Below are 15,467 nucleotides of genomic sequence, written 5' to 3'. Positions count from 1 at the left end.
ATGATACTCTTACGCGAAACGGATGGGGTGGCGGGTCAGGCGGCTTCGAGCTGGTTGACGCTGTGATCGCCCAGCCGTTCGAGCGCCAGCACCAGGATCAGCCGATCCTCGATCGTCGCCAGCCCTTCGAGGAAATTGGCGGCCGGCGTGTCGCCGATGTCCGGCAACGGCTGCATGCCGTCCTCCGGAATCGTGACGATGTCGTTCACCGCATCGACGATCAGCCCCTGAAGCTGTTCGCCGATCCGCACGACGATGATGACGTGGCGCGCGGTCGGATCGGTGATGCCCCAGCCCAGCCGGTGGCGCAGGTCGAGCACCGGCAGCACGACGCCGCGCAGGTTCACGACCCCGCGAACGTGCGAGGGCACGTTGGGCAGGGGGGTGGCGGGGGACCATGCGCGGATTTCGCGGATGGCCATGATGTCCACACCCAGGACCTGGTCGCTGAGCTGGAACGTGATGAGCTGACGTGACATGCGCTCTTCCTTACAGGCCCAATGGTTAATGAAGAACGCGACGGATCGCGGCGGCAAGCTTTTCCGGGTGGAAGGGTTTGACGATCCAGCCGGTCGCACCCGCTGCGCGGGCGCGGGCCTTTTTCTCGTCCGAGCTTTCCGTGGTCAGCACCAGGATCGGCAGGTTGCGGTTGCCGTCATCGCCGCGCACCGCCTCGATCAGGCCGAAGCCATCGAGCCGGGGCATGTTGATGTCGGTGATGAGCAGGTCGGGTTCCTCGTCGGGAAACCGTTCCAGCGCCTGGAGGCCATCCTCGGCCTCGACCACGTCATAGCCGAGATCGGTCAGGGCGACGCGCAGCAGCATGCGCATGCTGGGCGAATCGTCGACGGTCATGATTTTTCTGGACACCGGGCCTCCTCCGCCCTTGGGGCTGGTAAGATACATCAAAAGAACTCCACATCACCGATCGGCGGCGGTGCCGGACGACGGACTGGTTTGGGGATTGGCGTCATCGTGTCGGTCACGATGCGACACCGGGCGAGGCCCAGGGCTGCACGAAACTCGACCCGGCGGGCCGACTTTCCGCCGACATCTTCTCCGACCAGCGCGATTCTTTCGTCGCGCAGGAACTGGCGGGCGAACGCGGCATTGGCCGAGCCTATGTCGCGAAAGCCGTCGTGCATCGCCGCTCCGCCATAGATGCGCGCGCGCAGGCGGTGGCGCGATGCACCTTTGGCAAGAATGGCGTTGATGAGCACTTCCATGGCGTAGACGCCGTAGCGCTGCATCGACCGGGGGTCGGTGTCGCCCTGTCCGGGTTCGGCGAGCAGGAAATGGTTCAGGCCACCGGCCTTGACGTCGGGATCGTACAGGCAGGCGGCGATGCAACTGCCCAATATGGTCGACATCACGACCTGTGGATCGTCGGATACCCGGGTTTCCCCCTGGATCACGCTGACGCGGCGAAAAATGGGTTCGGCCGTGCTCATGCACGACATTCCAGCAGCAGGCGACCGGCGACCTTGGTTAGCGGCAGCTGCACCTCGCACGCGCCGATCTGATAGGCGGCCTGCGGCATGCCGTAGACGACGCAGCTGGCCTCGTCCTGGCCGACCGTGAATGCGCCGGCGTCGCGCATCAGCTTCAGTCCAGCGGCGCCGTCGCGGCCCATGCCGGTCAGGATCGCGCCGGCCGCGCTGGCACCCACGGTCCTGGCGACCGAGGTGAACAGCCGGTCGACCGACGGGCGATGGCCGCTGGTGGGATCGTCGGCGACCAGACGGCAGCGAAGCTCGCTGGTGCCGATGACCTCCAGATGGTGACTGCCGCCGGGCGCGAGATAGACATGGCCACGTTGCAGCGGCACGCCCGATCGCGCCTCCAGCACGGTCGGCAGCGACAGCCGGTCGAGCCGCGCGGCGAAGGTGGTGGTGAAGGTGGCGGGCATGTGCTGCACGATCAGCGTCGGCGGGCAGTCGGCGGGAAAGCCGCGCAGGACCTCGATCAGCGCCTCCACCCCGCCGGTCGACGATCCGATCGCGATCAGGGCGTCGGCGCGCGCGGTGTAGGCGGCCGGCGGCTTGGGTACGCTCGATTCCATGCGGGGCTTGTGGCCGCGACGGGCAGCGGCGCGGACGATGTCGGCCAGCGTCGGCTCGCCGGGGTTGTTGCGGATTTCCAGCCCGTTGGGGTTCTTGGCGACGCAATCGAACGCGCCAAGCTCCAGCGCGCGGATCGTCGCGTCAGCCCCGCGGCTGGTCAGCGTCGACAGCATGACCACCGGCATCGGCCGCAGGCGCATGATCTTGTCGAGGAAGTCGAGGCCGTTCATGCCCGGCATCTCGACGTCGAGCGTGATGACGTCGGGGTTCAGCGCCTTTATCATCTCGCGCGCCGCGGTCACGCCGTCGGCCGCGCCGACGACCTCGATCCCGGGGGCCTGCGACAGGTTTCGGGCGATGACCGCGCGCATGGTGGCGGAGTCGTCGACGATCAGGGTACGCACAGTCATGCGCCGAGCTTTCGATACATCGTCCGGCCGATCGATTCGAATCGCGGGGCGACCGAGGGCGACAGGCGTTCCGAATGGCCAATATACAGGTGACCGCCGGGCGCGAGCTGGTCTGCCAGCCGCGCCTGCAACGTCGCCTTGGTGGGTTCGTCGAAATAAATCATGACGTTGCGGCAGAAGATGACGTCGAACATCTGTTTCATCGGCCAGTCGCGCAGCAGGTTCAGCGGGCGATAGGCGACCAGCGCCTTGCACGCGGGATGAACCTCCACCAGATCGCCGCGCCGCACCAGCCACAGGTTGCGCAGGTCTGCTGGTACGCCTTGCGAAACCGAAGCCGGATAGGTGCCGGCGCGCGCCTGATCGAGAATGGTGGGCGACAGGTCGGTCGCCAGGATCTGGCAATCCTGCCGCCCGAGCCGCGTGGCGTTGGCCTTGTCGCGACCCAGCATCGTCATCGCCAGCGTATAGGGTTCCTCGCCGCTGGAGCAGGCGGCCGACCACATCCGCACGCGACCGCCGGTTTCCAGACGGCGGGTCAGGCCGGGCCAGACCGTGTCGCGGAAATGATCGAAATGATGATCCTCGCGAAAGAACTTGGTGTGGTTCGTCGTCAGCGCGTCGATCGCCTCGATCCGCTCGGCCGGGTCGGTGCCCAGCAGCGCGACATATTCCGAAAACCGGGTCAGGCCGCGAATCCGCAACCGTTTGGCCAGCCGGCCATAGACGAGCTGCATCTTGCCGTCGGGCAGGAGGATGCCGGAATCGGCATAGACGATCTCGGCGATCGCGACATGATCGCGGTGCTCGAATGCGAACTCGGCGGCACGGGCGGGCGGCACGTCGAAGGCGCGGGCGGCGGGGGCGGCGCTCATGCGGCCAGCCGCTGCGGCGCGCCGCCGCCACGACCGTCCCGCCGCCAGCGCGAGATCAGCGCATCGACGTCGAGGATCAGCGCGACCCGGCCGTCGCCAAGGATGGTGGCACCGGCAAGGCCGTGGATCGCCTCGTAATTGGCCTCAAGGCTTTTGACCACGACCTGGCGCTGGTCCTGGATGGTATCGACCATCAGCACCGCTTGCCCTGCGTCGGATTCGACCACGATCAGTACCGCCTTTTCCGGGTCGACGGTCGACTGGGCGATGCCGAGCTGCTCGCCGACGCGGTGGACCGGTACATAATCGCCGCGCACGTTCAGCAGCGAGGCGTCCGGGCCCATCGCGCGGACCTCGCCCGATTGCGGACGCAGGCTTTCGACGATGTGGCTCAAGGGGATGACGAAGGTCTGTTCGCCGACCGTGACGATCATGCCGTCGAGCACCGCCAGCGTCAGCGGCAGGCTGAGGCTGAAGCTCGACCCCTTGCCCAGATTGGAGACGATGCCGATCCGGCCGCCCAGCGCCTGCACGTTCTTGCGCACGACATCCATGCCGACGCCGCGTCCCGAAATGTTGGAGACGGTGGCGGCGGTCGAGAAGCCGGGGGCAAAGATCAGGTTGTCGATCTCCTCGTCGCTCAGCGTCGCGTCGGGGGCGATGATGCGCTTTTCGATCGCCTTTTCGCGGACGCGCTTGCGGTCGATGCCGCGTCCGTCGTCGGAAATGGTGATGACGATCCGGCCCGACTGGTGCGCGGCGGACAGCTTGACGACGCCTTCCTCGGGCTTGCCGGCGGCGACGCGTTCGGCCGGCGTCTCGATGCCGTGATCGACCGCGTTGCGGATCAGGTGGGTCAGTGGCTCGCCGATACGCTCGACGACGGTCTTGTCGACCTCGGTCATCTCGCCTTCGACATCCAGGCGGACGCGCTTGCCGGTTTCCAGTTCCAGTTCGCGAATGATGCGCGGCACGCGGCTGAAGACGGTCTTCATCGGCTGCGCGCGGATCGCCATCGTGCTGTCCTGCAACTCGCGGGTCAGGTGATCGAGGTCGGTCAGTTCGGAAATGCCGGTCAGGCTGTGTTCGGACAGCCGCTGCGCCAGCATCGCCTGAGTGATGACCAGTTCGCCGACCAGGTTGACCAGCCGGTCCAGCTTGTCGAGGTCGACGCGGATCGTCTGGCTGGCGGGCAGGGTGGCGGCGCGCGGGGTCGCGGCCTCGGTCGGCAGGACGGTCTGGATCGGCACGACGGCGGCCGCCGGGCTGACGGGGGCGGGTTTTGGCGCTGCGGCAGGCGCTGGTGCTGGTGCCTCCACGACGGGGGCGGGACCAAGGTCGGCGAGCATCGCGTCGAAAATATCGGTATCGTCGCCAGCATCGGCACTGGCCTCCACCGGGGCCGTGGCGACGATTCCGTGATCGCGGACCACGTCCAGCTCGAACGCGTCGTCCATGAAGTCGAAGATGCCGCGGATATCGGCCTCGTCGACCGTGCCGGGGACGCGAACCGTCCAGGCGAGATAAGACCGGTCGGTGTCGAGGTCGGCCAGCGCGGGCAACGCATCGGTGTCGACCGCGATGACATCGGCACCCAGCATCGCCAGCTCGCGCAGGAGCAGCACGGGTTCGCCGCCATGGTCGAACGCGCGTGGCCCGGGGCGCAGGGATACGCGCCACGGTGCCGGGCCGGTGTCCTCGGCGTCGAGCAGGTCGAACAGCGAGTCGAAATCGTCGGCGGGGGCCGTCGAGGCGGCCGGTGCCGTCGCGCCGTCGTCGTCGGTTGCGATCGCGCGACCCTCCGACGCGGCGGCCAGGCGTTCCAGCATGACCGCGTCGGCCGGCGTGTCGGTTTCGCCGCGCGCCGCGCCGACATGGTCGGACAGCTTGTCGAACGCGCCAATGATGAGGTTCAGCAGATCGGGCGTCAGCGCAAGCTGGGCGTTGCGGACCTGATCCAGCACGGTTTCATAATGATGGGCATAGCCCTGGAGCCGGTCATGGCCGAACGCACCCGCCCCGCCCTTGATCGAATGGACCGCGCGGAACACGGTGTTGATCGTCTCCGCGTCATAGTCGCCGGAGCGGAGCTGCGCGAAGCTGGCCTCCATCATGGCCAGACCCTCGTCGCATTCCTGGAAGAAAATCTGCTGGATTTCGTCGAGGTTCATGACCGGTGGCCCTTCAGGCAGCAGGATCGAGCAGGGCGTCGAGACGGGTGAGCGTCAGCATCGACGTCAGGGCCTCGCTGGGGTGGACCAGCGAGAAGTGCAGACCGGCACCGCGTGCCGCGACGCGCGCGCCTTCCAGCACCTGCAGGCAGGACTGGCCGACCCGCTCGACCTCGCCGCCGTGCAGCACGATGGCTTCGCGGCGCTCGATCATCTGCAGCAACCGGGACCGGAGAAGGCCGGCGGATGCGGTGTCGAGGGTGGAGGTGAGCGGAAGAGCGGTCATGCTGCATGATCCCGTATTTGGGTTTTTTTATGGTTAACGGGCGTCAGAAGTCCGACCAGTCGTCGTCGCTTTTGGGCGCGGCCGATCCGCCACCGCCCGCGCGGCGCACCGGCCGGGCCATGGCGCGGCCAGCGGAGGCGGCGCGGGCCTGAAGCTGGTGGACCACCGGCGCGGCGCGGACGGCGACCGTGTTGCCCAGCTTGAAGCGGGCGACTTCACGCGCCAGCGCGTCGGCCTCGACCGCAAGGCTGCGGGCGGCGGCGGTGGCCTCCTCGACCATGGCGGCGTTCTGCTGCGTCACATTGTCCATCTCGCCGACGGCGGTGTTGACCTGTTGCAGGCCCGTCGCCTGCTGTTCGGCGGAGGCGGCGATCGCCGATACCAGGCTGCTGATCTCCGTCACGCGCTCGATGATGCGGGTCAGCGCCTTGCCGGTATCGCCGACCAGCCCGACCCCGATATCGACCTGTTCGGACGAGGCGGTGATCTTGGTCTTCACGTCCTTGGCGGCATCAGCCGATCGCTGCGCGAGCGCGCGGACTTCGGAGGCGACGACCGCGAAGCCGCGTCCCGCATCCCCGGCGCGGGCGGCCTCGACCCCCGCGTTCAGCGCCAGCAGGTTGGTCTGGAAGGCGATACCGTCGATGACCGAGATGATCTCGGAAATCTCGGCCGACGCGCGTTCGATGCCGCTCATCGCCTCGACCGCGCGGCTGACGATGTCGCCCGACTTCTGCGCCTCGATCCGGGTTTCGTCGACGACGACGTTGGCGCGGTTCGCACCCTCCGCCGTCTGGCGGACGGTCGTCGTGATCTCGTGCATCGCCGCCGCGGTTTCCTCCAGGCTGGCCGCCTGCTGTTCGGTGCGATGCGACAGGTCGTCGGAGGCCTGCCGGATGTCGGCGGCACCGCTGTTGATGCCGTTCGTCGCCTCCGACACCGCGCCCATCACCGACGACACTTCGTCGAGGGCCGCGTTGAAATTGGTCTTCAGCGTGGCGAACGGGCCGGTCAGGTCGGCATGGACGCGGGTGGTCAGATCGCCCTTGGCCAGCTGCTCCAGGGCGGTGCCGATGCTGTCGACGATCAGCGTGGTCTGTTCCTGCTTGGCGCGTTCGGCCGCCGACAACTGATCGCGCAGCGCGGTCATCGCGGTGGCGAGATCGCCGATTTCGTCCTTGCGCGCGTCGACCGGCACCGCAACAGCCAGGTTGCCGCGACCCAGTTCGGTCAGCGCCGCCGTCATCGCCGCCACCGGCCGGGCAATGCCCTTGATGAGCATGAACAGCAGGAACCCAAGCGTGGCGAGCACGATGAGCGTCGCGACGATGGTGATGGTCTTTGCGGTTCCGGCCAATGCCTTGGCATCGTCGGCGCGGGTCTGCGACAGGGCCTTCTGGTTGTCGAGCATCGTGTCGACCGCCGCCGCCGCCGTCATGAACGGCTTGAGTTCGTCGAGATACTGCGCGCCGGCAACATCGTTCTGGTTGGCCAGGCCAAGGCGAATCGTCTCGTTCGCCCCCTGCCGCAGCGGCCGCCAGTTGTCGGCAAATTCCTTGAGACGGGTCTTGGACACCGGGTTGGCCAGCGTGCCGCTGAGGAATGTCAACTGACGGTCGATCGTCGCGTCGGCACCCTTGACCCGGTCGATGGCGATCTTTTTTTCATCGGGCAGGGTGCCGATGATGACGAGGCCTTCGGCCGACCGAAAATCGCTGATGGCGGCGTCAAGCTCGCCCATGGCGGTCAGCTTGTCACGCTCGACCACGCCAAGCTGCTGTGCCGCGCCCGCCAGCGAATTCATCTTGAAGATCGAAAGGCCGCCAAGCGCGATCAGCGCGAGCATGGCGACGGCAAAGCTGATGGCCAGCTTGCCGCCTATCTTGATGTTGTTCACGGCAGGCTCCAGATGTCGAAAATGTCCGGTCAAGTCATACGGAACGCTGGTTGAGAAACCCCTAACCGTATTCGATCGGTTGGTTTGGCGGCGACCACCGATCCGTTAGAAATCGGACCAGTCGTCCTGGGCGGTGGCGGACGCCGATCCGCCACCGCCCGCGCGGCGCACCGGCCGGACCATGGCGCGGCCGGCGGAGGCGGCGCGGGCCTGAAGCTGGTGGACCACCGGCGCCGGTCGGGCGGCTGCGGCATCGCCCAGCCTGAAACGTGCGACCTCGCGCGCCAGCGCGTCGGCCTCGACCGCCAGGCTGCGGGCGGCGGCGGTGGCCTCCTCGACCATGGCGGCGTTCTGCTGCGTCACATTGTCCATCTCGCCGACCGCGGTGTTGACCTGTTGCAGGCCCGTCGCCTGCTGTTCGGCGGAAATGGCGATGGCGGACACCAGCGTGCTGATTTCGGCGATCCGCTCGATGATCCGGGTCAGGGCCTTGCCCGTCTCGCTGACCAGTCCGACGCCGATGTCGACCTGTTCCGACGACGCGGTGATCTTGGTCTTCACGTCCTTGGCCGCGTCAGCGGACCGCTGCGCGAGCGCGCGGACCTCGGAGGCGACGACCGCGAAGCCACGTCCGGCATCCCCCGCGCGGGCGGCCTCGACCCCGGCGTTCAGGGCCAGCAGGTTGGTCTGGAACGCGATGCCGTCGATGACCGAGATGATCTCGGAAATTTCCGCCGACGCGCGTTCGATGCCGCTCATCGCGTCGACCGCGCGGGTGACGATCGCGCCGGATTTTTCCGCCTCGACCCGGGCCGCACTGACGACGGTATTGGCGCGGGCGGCCCCTTTGGCCGTCTGGCGCACCGTGCCGGTGATCTCCTGCATCGCCGCGGCGGTTTCCTCCAGGCTGGCCGCCTGTTGCTCGGTGCGGTGCGACAGGTCGTCGGAGGCCTGGCGGATATCGCCGGCCCCGCTGGTGATGCCCGACGTGGCCTCCGTCACCGACGCCATCACGCCGGCCACGGCGTCCATGGCGCTGTTGAAATTGTCGCGGACCACCTCGTATTCGGCGGGAAACGCCGTGGTGATCCGGTGTGTCAGGTCATTGCCCGCCAGCCGGCCGAGGCCGGTCCCCAGCGCGTCGACGATGATCCGCTGGCTCTCGCCCGCCTGACGGACGACCACGGCGTTGTCCTGAAACACGGCCATCGCCTTGGTCATGCGGCCGACACAGTCGGTGTTCGTGGTGTGTCTGATCGGGGACGTCAGGTCGCCCGCCGCGAGATGTTCCATGCGGACCACGGTTTCGACATAGGGCGTGCAGATCGCCCGCCCGCTGACCAGCACGAGCGCGATGGTGGCGATGAGGGCACCGCCCGCCATGGCCGTCAGCGCCATGTTGCCCGATCCGCCCGCCGCCAGCCAAGTCGTGATTACGCCCGTGGAACCCAGCACCGCGTGAGCGAGAAGTAAGACCTTGAACTTTGTGCGGATCGGTGCGGCTTTTACGAACCAAGCGAACATCAGCGGTATCCAATCCTATCTCTGGCTTGCTCACTGTATCGCGACACAGTGAGCAAGCCGATGACGGTCAGATCCGATGCGGGCGGTGCAGCAGAATGCCGACGTGCGTCATTTCGTTGGATGCCAGGATAGCCGGAAAAGGTTAACGGCCGGTTTGGCCCTTTTTCCGTCAGCAATCAGGACGTCCAAGACGACGTGGTTGCCAACGGTGCCGAAAAAACTCTATTATTAAGCGTCTTACGAGGCGATATAGCAGCTACCGGTCCTGTCGGCATGGCCGACCCTGAAACCACAATCGCCAGCCTCAAAGCAGCCCTTGCGCGCGGAAGCTGACATGGCCGCCGGTGCCGATGATGATGTGATCGTGAACGGCAATGCCCATCCGCTTGCCCGCCTCGACGATGGCGCGGGTGACGTCGATGTCGGCGCGGCTGGGGGCGGGGTCGCCCGAGGGGTGATTGTGAACGAGGATCAGCGCGGCCGAGCCGAAGTCGATCGCCCGGCGGATGACTTCGCGGACATGCACCGCCGCCTCGTCGATCGTGCCCTTGCTCATCACGTCGTCGCGCAGCAGCATGTTCCTGGTGTTCAGGTGCAGCACCCGAAAGCGTTCGACCGGGTGATGGGCCATGTCGGCGCGCAGATAGTCGAGCAGCGCCTGCCAGTTCGCCAGCACCGGACGCGCCGCCACTTCCGACTTCACCAGCCGGATCGCGGCGGCATGGGCGATCTTGATCGCCGCGACCGACGTCTCGCCCATGCCCGATACCCGCGACAGCGCCTCCGGGTCGGCGGTCAGCACCCCGCCGATGCCGCCGAACTGTGTCAGCAGCACCTTGGCCAGCGGTTTGGTGTCGCGGCGCGGAATTGCCAGCGCGAGGAGATATTCGATCAGTTCGTGATCGAGCAGCGCATCGCCCCCGCCCTCGGCCAGCCGCTTGCGCAGCCGCCCGCGATGGCCGTGATTGTCGTGCGGGGCGTCGGTGTCGGCCATCGTGGCCAAGCGTAGGATGCGCGTGGTCGCAATTGCAAGCGGGCGCGGGGCCTGCCAAGGACATGTGCGTCTTTTTGGGTTGGAGTGTCGGGGCGGGTGAGCGAGGCAAGCGACGACCGGCCCGCGGTGCCTGCCTTCCGGCGCTTGGGTTTCGGGCGCGGGGGTTTCGGGCGCATGGGTTTCGGGCGCATGGCCCTGTGGCTGCGCGTCATCCTCGCCCTGGCCCTTCTTGTGCTGATCGCCCTGGTCGTGGCGTGGACCCAACGGCGGACGATCGCCAGCGACGTCATCGACCGGACGCTGGCCGCGAAAGGGGTGCCGGTACGCTATCGCATCGCCGACCTGGGACTGGGCGGTCAGCGGCTGCTCGATGTCGTCATCGGCGATCCGGCGAACCCCGACCTCGTGGCCGACTGGGTCGAGACGCGGACGTCGATCGACCTGTCCGGCGCGCGCGTGACGGGCCTGCGCGCGGGCCATGTGCGGATGCGCGGGCGGGTTGTGGGCGGCAAGGTGTCGCTTGGCGCGATCGACCGGCTGCTGCCGCCGCCATCGGGCAAGCCCTTTGCGTTGCCGTCGATCGACCTGGACCTTGCCGATGGTCGGATGCGGCTGGAGACGCCGGCCGGACTGGTCGGGTTGCGGCTGGCCGGGGCGGGGCGGCTGGACGACGGATTCAGGGGCACGCTGGCGGTCGTCAGTGACCGGCTGAAGGCGGGTTCCTGCATCGTTGAGAAGGTCGCGGCACCCTTGCGCGTGTCGATCCGCAAGGCCGCGCCGACCGTCACCGGCCCCATCCGGCTGGGCATGGTGGCGTGCGGTCCCGTGACGGTACGGCAGGTTTCGGCCGACCTCGATCTGGCGCTGGGGGCCGCGCTGGATCGTTGGCAGGGGCAGGCCAGGCTGACCACCGCCGGCATCACGCATCCGGCCGCAAGGCTGGCCGGTACGGCCGGCACGGTCCGGTTCGCGGGCAGCGCCGCCGCGACCCGGGGCGCGGTCGACCTGACGGGCACCAGCGCGGTCGCGGCGCAGGCGCGGGCGAAAACCGTCGCCATCGCCGGCACCTATCGGATCGGCAGCGACAGCGCGTTCGAGGGCAAGGTCCGGGTCGGCGGCGTGTCGATCGCGTCGGCGTTGGTCGATCGCGCGACCGGCTGGGGCGGCAGCGGGGCGGGCACGCCGGTCGCGCCGCTGGTCGCGCAACTGGCCGATGCGATCCGCCGGGCGGGGCGCGGGTTCGACGGCGATGCGGATATCGCGGTCCGTCTGCGTGACGGGCGCGGCGGGGCGAGGGTGTCCCGGCTCGGGCTGGCTGCGGCGAGCGGCGCGCGGGTCGCGCTCGACGGCGGCAGCGGCGTGACGCTCGGCTGGCCCGGCGCGCGGGTACGGCTGGATACGACGCTGGCCACCAGCGGCGGCGGACTGCCGGTCGCGCGCGTATCACTGGCGCAGGCACAGCCCGGCGCACCGGTACGCGGGTTGGCCCGTATCGCGCCCTATGCTGCGGGTGGGGCCAGTCTGGCGCTGTCGCCGGTGACGTTCAGCGCGACGGCCAGTGGCGTGACCCGGATCGCGACGCGGGCGACGCTGTCCGGTCCGCTCGGCGATGGTCGGGTGGATGGACTGGCGCTGCCGATCAACGCGTTGTGGGACGGGCGGGCGCGGCTGGTCGTCAATCCGGCCTGTGCCCCGCTCGCGGTCCGGCGGCTGGCGGTTTCCGGGCTAGTGCTGGACCCCGCGCGGATCACGCTGTGCCCGGTCGATGGCGCACTGCTCCGGGTAAATGGCGGCACCGTCGGTGGTGGCGCGCGGATTGCGGGCGCGCGGCTCGGCGGGCGACTGGGCACGACACCGCTGACGCTGGCGGCGAGCGGATCGACGCTGCGGTTGAGCGATCGGGGCTTTGCCATCGACGGGCTGGCGGCGCGGCTCGGCAACCCGGACCGGGTGACGCGGCTGGATTTCGCGACGCTGACCGGGCGGCTGGCGGGCGGCGGGCTTGGCGGCGCGTTCACCGGCGGCGGCGGTCAGATCGGCAACGTACCACTGGTCCTGTCGGCGGCGGACGGCCGCTGGGGTCTGACCGACGGCCGCCTGTCGGTCAACGGCGTGCTGATGGTTGCCGATGCGGCGGCGGAGGCGCGGTTCAAGCCGTTGCGGGCGCAGGGCGTCGCCCTGACGCTGGTCGATGGGCGGATCGCCACCACCGGCACGCTCGTCACACCCGACGCCGGCGTGACGGTCGCCACCGTCCGCATCGACCACGCGCTGTCGTCCGGCACCGGCGACGCGACCCTGGCCGTGCCCGGCCTGACCTTCGGCGACGGGTTGCAGCCCGACCAGCTGACCCGGCTGACGTTCGGCGTCATCGCCGACGTGAAGGGCACCGTGACGGGCGAGGGGCATATCGCCTGGACCCCCGCCGGGGTGCGCTCGACGGGCGTGTTCCGCACCGCCGGCACCGATCTGGCCGCCGCCTTCGGCCCGGTCAGCGGGATCAGGGGCGAGATCCGGTTCAAGGATCTGCTCGCGCTGGAAAGCGAGCCCGGTCAGGTCGCCACCATCGCAAGCGTCAATCCCGGCATCGCCGTCACCGACGGCACCATCCGATACCAGACCTATGCCGATTCGCGGGTGCTGGTGGAAAGCGGGCGCTGGCCGTTTGCCGGCGGGCTGCTGACGCTGGACCCGACACTGCTCGATTTTTCCGCGCCCGGCGCCCGGCGGATGACGTTCCGCATCAATGGCGCGGGCGCGGGCGCGTTCCTTCAGCAATTCTCGTTTCAGAACATCAGCGCGACCGGTATCTTCGACGGGACGCTGCCGATGATCTTCGATGAAAAGGGCGGGCGGATCGAGAACGGCACGCTGAAGGTCCGGCCCGGTGGCGGCACGCTCGCCTATGTCGGCGCGATCAGTCAGAAGGATCTGGGCGTATGGGCCAATCTGGCATTCCAGGCGCTGAAGTCGCTGCGCTATCGCGACCTGTCGATCGTGATGAACGGCGCGCTGGCCGGCGAGATGGTGACGGAAGTAAAGTTTGCCGGCATCAGCCAGGGGGAGGGGGCGAAATCCAACTTCCTGATCCGCCGTCTCCAGAAGCTGCCGTTCGTGTTCAACATCCGCATCAAGGCGCCGTTTCGCGGGCTGCTCGATTCCGCGCTGTCCTTTTACGATCCCAAGCGGCTGATCGAACGCAATCTGCCCAATCTGCTCGACGAACAGAACAAGCGGGCCAGACCGCCCACCACGCCAGGATCCGTTCAGCCCCCCGCAAGCGAGACCGTGCCATGACCGTAACAGGATTGAAGATGCCGGCAGGAACCACGACCTATGTGCGTATGAAAAGGATGATCGTCCTTGGCCTGATCGCAGGGGCCGCGCCGCTTGGCGGATGCGTCAACGTCAGCGCCCCGGACAAGCCGATCGAGATCAACCTCAACATCAACGTCACGCAGGAAGTGGTCTATCGTCTCGATGGCGAGGCGAAGTCGCTGATCCAGCAGAATCCGGGGATATTCTAAGATGAACACCAAGGTCTGGTTGATAGCGGGCGCGGTCGTCCTGGCCGGTGTGTCGGCGACCGCCTATGCCCAGCGCGATCCCGCCTATGCGGCGGCGCGGGCGGCGGGGCAGGTCGGCGAACAGCCCGATGGCTATATCGGTATCGTCGGGACGGCCACGGCCGACCTGCGCGCGCTGGTCAACAACATCAATATCCAGCGAAAGGCCGCCTACACCCAGAAGGCCAGCGCCAGCGGCGCGACGGTCGAGCAGCTTGCGTTCACCAGCGGCTGCAACCTGATCGCGCAGACCAATGCGGGCGAGAAGTACAAGACGCCGGGCGGGACATGGGCCACGCGCGGCGGCGGCGCACCGGAGCGCGACCCGCGCTGCGTCTGACCAGGGGCGCGGCCAGCCGCGTCCATCGGTTGCGGCTGCGATGACGGATGTGTGACGGCCGGATGATGATCCGGTTGCCACACCGGTTGACTTGAACCCGCCCTGTTTCTAAACGGGCCGCGCCTTGGCGGGAGCGTTCGTCTCTGCGCGCTTTCTCCCGGAATGATGACAATCGGGTGGGGAAGCGTGTGGCGGAGAATGAACCCGGACGGGACGTCCATGGCAACGCGGACCCGCGACTGACGGCGCTCGACGAGCGGCTGAAGGTCGCGCGGGACCGGGAAGCGTTGCGGACGGGGCAGAAACCGGTGGATGCCGACAGGGGTTATTCCCAGGGCAACCGGGTTCTTGCCGCGTTGATCGGAAGTCTCATCGGCAGCGCGTTGATCGGGTGGGTCCTTGACCGGCTGATTGGCACGTCGCCCTGGCTTCTGCTCGTGTCGCTGTTCCTCGGGATCGGCGTCGCGTTCAGATCCATCATGAAGATTTCAGGCGAACGCCCGGAGTGACCGGGCGTTCGTCGTATGTGGGGTGACGGGAATCGTGGCAGGGACGGGCGGCAAGATTGATCCGATGCACCAGTTCCTGATCGAACCGGTGTTCGATCAGCGGTGGATCGTCGGCGGGTATGACCTGTCCTTCACCAATTCCGCCCTGTGGATGGTAGCGACGCTGCTCGTCCTGTGGGTGTTCATGCTGGGCGGCATGAAGCGCGAACTGGTGCCCGGTCGCTGGCAGGCGGCGGTGGAGACCTTCACCGGCTTCATCGGCAGCATGCTGACCGCGAACATTGGGCCGGAGGGGCGCAAGTTCCTGCCGTACGTGTTCTCGCTGTTCATGTTCATCCTGATCGCCAACATCCTGGGCATGATGCCGTTCGGGATCGTGCCGGGCGTCCACCCCTTCACCATCACCAGCCATCTGACCGTCACCGGCGTGCTGGCGATCCTGTCGTTCGCGATCGTGCTGATCGTCGGCTTCTCGCGCCACGGCCTGCACTTCTTCTCGCTGTTCGTGCCGCACGGTACGCCGTGGTGGCTGATGTGGCTGATCCCGCCGGTCGAGCTGTTCTCGTTCCTGGTGCGGCCGTTCAGCCTTGGCCTGCGACTGTTCGTGGCGATGACCGCCGGGCATATCCTGATGAAGGTGCTGGCCGGGTTCGTCATCAACGGCCTGAACGCCGAGGCCCTTTGGGTCGCGCCGGTCGTGGCCATCCCGAGTTTCCTGCTGATGATCGGCATCACCCTGCTTGAACTGCTGGTGTGCGCGATCCAGGCCTATGTCTTCGCGTTGCTGACCTCGCTGTATCTCAACGACGCGGTCAACCTTCACTAAGTCCTT

At 67.7% G+C, this 15,467-nt stretch carries 15 protein-coding genes; 5 read left to right on the top strand and 10 right to left on the bottom strand.

Annotated elements, in window-relative coordinates:
- Positions 1–35 precede the first annotated feature (35 nt).
- The 10 genes from ASE75_RS00150 to radC all read right to left on the bottom strand — a co-directional run bounded on the left by ASE75_RS00150 (position 36) and on the right by radC (position 10,220).
- Complete coding sequence (locus ASE75_RS00150) at positions 36–479, bottom strand: chemotaxis protein CheW (protein ID WP_055927108.1); 444 nt, start codon at positions 477–479, stop codon at positions 36–38.
- 25 nt (positions 480–504) lie between these two features.
- Positions 505–870 carry a response regulator gene (locus ASE75_RS00145; RefSeq protein ID WP_055929060.1) on the bottom strand — a complete coding sequence of 122 codons (366 nt, stop codon included), beginning with the start codon at positions 868–870 and terminating at the stop codon, positions 505–507.
- A 35-nt stretch (positions 871–905) separates the two neighbouring features.
- Positions 906–1,460: a chemotaxis protein CheD gene (locus tag ASE75_RS00140; protein ID WP_055927105.1), complete on the bottom strand. Its 555-nt coding sequence runs from the start codon at positions 1,458–1,460 to the stop codon at positions 906–908.
- Entirely contained in the window at positions 1,448–2,473 is a 1,026-nt protein-coding gene (locus tag ASE75_RS00135; protein WP_055927102.1) for a protein-glutamate methylesterase/protein-glutamine glutaminase, read from the bottom strand. The genes ASE75_RS00140 and ASE75_RS00135 overlap by 13 nt, the downstream gene beginning before the upstream one ends.
- Entirely contained in the window at positions 2,470–3,348 is an 879-nt protein-coding gene (locus ASE75_RS00130; protein WP_055927101.1) for a CheR family methyltransferase, read from the bottom strand. Before ASE75_RS00130 ends, ASE75_RS00135 begins: the two co-directional genes overlap by 4 nt.
- Positions 3,345–5,519 (bottom strand): chemotaxis protein CheA, encoded by a 2,175-nt coding sequence (locus ASE75_RS00125; protein ID WP_055927099.1) that lies wholly within the window; start codon positions 5,517–5,519, stop codon positions 3,345–3,347. Before ASE75_RS00125 ends, ASE75_RS00130 begins: the two co-directional genes overlap by 4 nt.
- 13 nt (positions 5,520–5,532) lie before the next feature.
- Complete coding sequence (locus ASE75_RS00120) at positions 5,533–5,805, bottom strand: STAS domain-containing protein (protein ID WP_055927095.1); 273 nt, start codon at positions 5,803–5,805, stop codon at positions 5,533–5,535.
- 43 nt (positions 5,806–5,848) lie between these two features.
- Positions 5,849–7,702: a methyl-accepting chemotaxis protein gene (locus ASE75_RS00115; RefSeq protein WP_082463704.1), complete on the bottom strand. Its 1,854-nt coding sequence runs from the start codon at positions 7,700–7,702 to the stop codon at positions 5,849–5,851.
- A 105-nt stretch (positions 7,703–7,807) separates the two neighbouring features.
- The gene (locus ASE75_RS00110) at positions 7,808–9,226 is read right to left on the bottom strand and encodes a methyl-accepting chemotaxis protein (protein ID WP_055927093.1); all 1,419 of its coding nucleotides are present in this window, start codon (positions 9,224–9,226) and stop codon (positions 7,808–7,810) included.
- A gap of 304 nt (positions 9,227–9,530) precedes the next feature.
- Positions 9,531–10,220, bottom strand: a complete 690-nt coding sequence (radC, locus tag ASE75_RS00105) for a RadC family protein (protein WP_055927091.1) — start codon at positions 10,218–10,220, stop codon at positions 9,531–9,533.
- A gap of 189 nt (positions 10,221–10,409) precedes the next feature.
- Here radC and ASE75_RS00100 point away from each other — a divergent pair, with 189 nt between their 5' ends.
- The 5 genes from ASE75_RS00100 to ASE75_RS00080 all read left to right on the top strand — a co-directional run bounded on the left by ASE75_RS00100 (position 10,410) and on the right by ASE75_RS00080 (position 15,461).
- On the top strand, positions 10,410–13,517 hold the full coding sequence (locus ASE75_RS00100) for an intermembrane phospholipid transport protein YdbH family protein (protein WP_235512442.1): 3,108 nt from the start codon (positions 10,410–10,412) through the stop codon (positions 13,515–13,517).
- Positions 13,518–13,564: 47 nt separating this feature from the next.
- A complete protein-coding gene (locus ASE75_RS00095; RefSeq protein WP_055927087.1) occupies positions 13,565–13,747 on the top strand; it encodes a YnbE family lipoprotein in 183 nt (60 codons plus the stop codon).
- Position 13,748: 1 nt separating this feature from the next.
- Entirely contained in the window at positions 13,749–14,126 is a 378-nt protein-coding gene (locus ASE75_RS00090) for a YdbL family protein (RefSeq protein WP_055927084.1), read from the top strand.
- A gap of 188 nt (positions 14,127–14,314) precedes the next feature.
- Complete coding sequence (locus ASE75_RS00085) at positions 14,315–14,635, top strand: AtpZ/AtpI family protein (RefSeq protein ID WP_055927081.1); 321 nt, start codon at positions 14,315–14,317, stop codon at positions 14,633–14,635.
- A gap of 34 nt (positions 14,636–14,669) precedes the next feature.
- Positions 14,670–15,461, top strand: a complete 792-nt coding sequence (locus tag ASE75_RS00080; protein ID WP_055927078.1) for a F0F1 ATP synthase subunit A — start codon at positions 14,670–14,672, stop codon at positions 15,459–15,461.
- The last annotated feature ends 6 nt before the right edge of the window (positions 15,462–15,467 follow it).

The sequence above is a fragment of the Sphingomonas sp. Leaf17 genome, assembly GCF_001421505.1.
Taxonomy (GTDB): domain Bacteria; phylum Pseudomonadota; class Alphaproteobacteria; order Sphingomonadales; family Sphingomonadaceae; genus Sphingomonas.
The sequence above is the reverse complement of the archived record's forward strand: the minus strand, read 5'-3'. Positions and strand labels throughout refer to the sequence as shown.